The organism is Sporomusa sp., assembly GCF_057736855.1.
On sequence record NZ_JBYKYF010000389.1, the window covers coordinates 1 to 2,435 of the forward strand.

General features: G+C 40.6%; 2 protein-coding genes. Both read left to right on the forward strand.

Annotation, left to right across the window (positions count from 1 at the left end; genetic code table 11):
• On the forward strand, positions 1 to 423 hold a 423-nt coding region (greA, locus tag AC29Z1_RS16630), incomplete at its 5' end, for a transcription elongation factor GreA (protein WP_488272568.1).
• 37 nt (positions 424 to 460) lie between these two features.
• Positions 461 to 1,960, forward strand: coding sequence for a lysine--tRNA ligase (gene lysS / locus AC29Z1_RS16635; protein ID WP_488272569.1), 1,500 nt, complete (start codon positions 461 to 463; stop codon positions 1,958 to 1,960).
• Positions 1,961 to 2,435: the final 475 nt, after the last annotated feature.

The following is a 2,435-nucleotide window of genomic DNA, read 5'->3' on the forward strand; positions in this document are numbered from 1 at the left end:
GACTATTTAAAATCAGTTCGCCGCCGGGAAGTGGCTGAACGTATTAAACAAGCCATAGAATTCGGCGATATCAGCGAAAACTCAGAGTATGAAGATGCAAAAAATGAACAAGCCTTCATTGAGGGAGAAATCCTTAGTCTGGAAAAGCTTTTGCGTAACGCGAAGGTCATTGATGAAGGTGAAGTGGGAACCGATGTTGTTGCCATTGGTTCTACGGTAAAACTCAAGGATTTGGAATTTGATGATGAACTGGAATATACTATTGTTGGTTCGGCTGAAGCAGATCCTGCCGAATTTAAAATTTCGAATGAATCACCTGTTGGTCAGGCCATTCTTGGCCAAAAGGTAGGGAGTATTGTAGAAGTAAATGTTCCAGCAGGAATTTTGAAATATCAAATCTTAGAGATTAGAAGACAAAATTAATTTGTGTTTGAAGAACGTAAGACGGGGGAGACGTTACATGGCAGAAACAGAAGCAGTACAAGATAATCAGCAGACTGTAGAAGAATTAAACGAGCTTATGAAAGTTCGCCGGGAAAAGATGGAAAAAATCGCTGCCCAAGGGATCGAACCGTTTGGGCGGAAATATGATTTTACACATCATAGTAAGGATATCATTGACCAGTATGCTGAATTAGAGGGACAAACTGTCCGAATCGCTGGGCGGCTTATGGCCGTACGCGGCCATGGGAAGGCTAGTTTTGGTCATGTAATGGATATGACCGGCAAAATACAGGTTTATTTTCGTCAAGATGTACTTGGGGAAACTGCCTATGAACGGTTTCGCCTCTTGGATATTGGCGATATTGTGGGTATTGAAGGTGTGGTATTTACTACACAAAAAGGTGAAATCAGCGTAAAGGTTACCAGTTTTGAACTTTTGGCTAAAACACTTCGTCCGTTGCCAGAAAAGTGGCATGGACTGAAAGATGTTGAAACCCGTTATCGGCAGCGCTATCTTGATTTAATTGTAAATCCTGAAGTACGTAATAATTTTGTTATGCGCAGCAAAATTATTAGAGCTGTGCGTCAATTATTAGACGAACGCGGTTTCTTAGAAGTGGAGACCCCCATGATGCATCCTATTGCTGGTGGTGCAGCAGCTAGGCCGTTTATAACTCATCATAATGCGCTTGACATGAAGTTATATATGAGGATTGCCCCGGAGCTATACCTCAAACGTCTAATTGTTGGCGGTTTTGAAAAGGTATATGAACTTGGACGAGTATTCAGAAATGAAGGTATTTCGATAAAACATAATCCAGAGTTTACTATGATTGAACTGTATCAGGCGTATGCTGATTATCAGGACGTTATGCGTTTGACAGAAGAAGTAATTGCCGGCGTTGCTCAGGCAGTTCTTGGTACAACCAAGATTACTTATCAGGGACAAGAAATTGATTTAACGCCACCTTGGACCCGAATGACAATGCCGGAAGCCATTAAAAAATTTGCAGGAGTAGATTTTAACGAGGTTACTACCGTAGAAGAGGCAAGAGCCATTGCCGATAAATTGGGTGTTAAGTATGAAAAGACGCAGGGAATTGGCGGTATATTGAACAATGTATTTGAAGAAGTGGCAGAACAGCATTTGATTCAGCCAACTTTCATTATTGGCCATCCTACCGAAATATCGCCTCTGGCTAAGCGTAACAAAGACAACCCAGATATTACTGATCGTTTTGAGGCATTTATTTTTGCCCGCGAAATTGCCAATGGTTTTTCGGAATTGAATGACCCGATTGACCAGCATGGACGGTTTGCCGATCAACTGGCACAACGAATGGCTGGCGATGATGAAGCGCATATGATGGATGAAGACTATATTACTGCACTAGAATATGGTCTGCCACCTACAGGCGGACTGGGTATTGGTATCGACAGATTGGTTATGTTATTAACCGACTCCTATTCTATTAGGGATGTCTTGCTTTTCCCACATATGCGTCATCGTGACTAATTGTAGGAGTAAGCTGACCGGCCAAGCCGGTCAGCTTTCATATGTTCTTAAGTGAATCATATTAGAGAACGGAAGCTCCATATGACCTTGTTGTTCAGTTCTGTTAACTACGTTCAATTTTTTATTGACAATCGCAAAGTCATTATGGTAATATAACATTCGTCCGATTAAAAAAAATAACCAATATATTCTAAAAAAAGACATATTGACAGACGAAACGCTATGTGATATTATATAGAAGTCGCTGAAATATGCGATTGAAAATTCGAAAAAAATATTATTGACATTGCGCCAGTGATGTGATAATATATAAAAGCTGTCTTCGCAAGATGGTAGCGACAAAAAATATGTTGACATGTTATAAAAAACATGATAGCATATATAAACGTCACGATGCACGTGATTTTTGTGTGGTGGCGACGTTCCCTGAAAACTGAACAATGTAAGAAATGCATCAAAAGCCAGATGTGCGGTG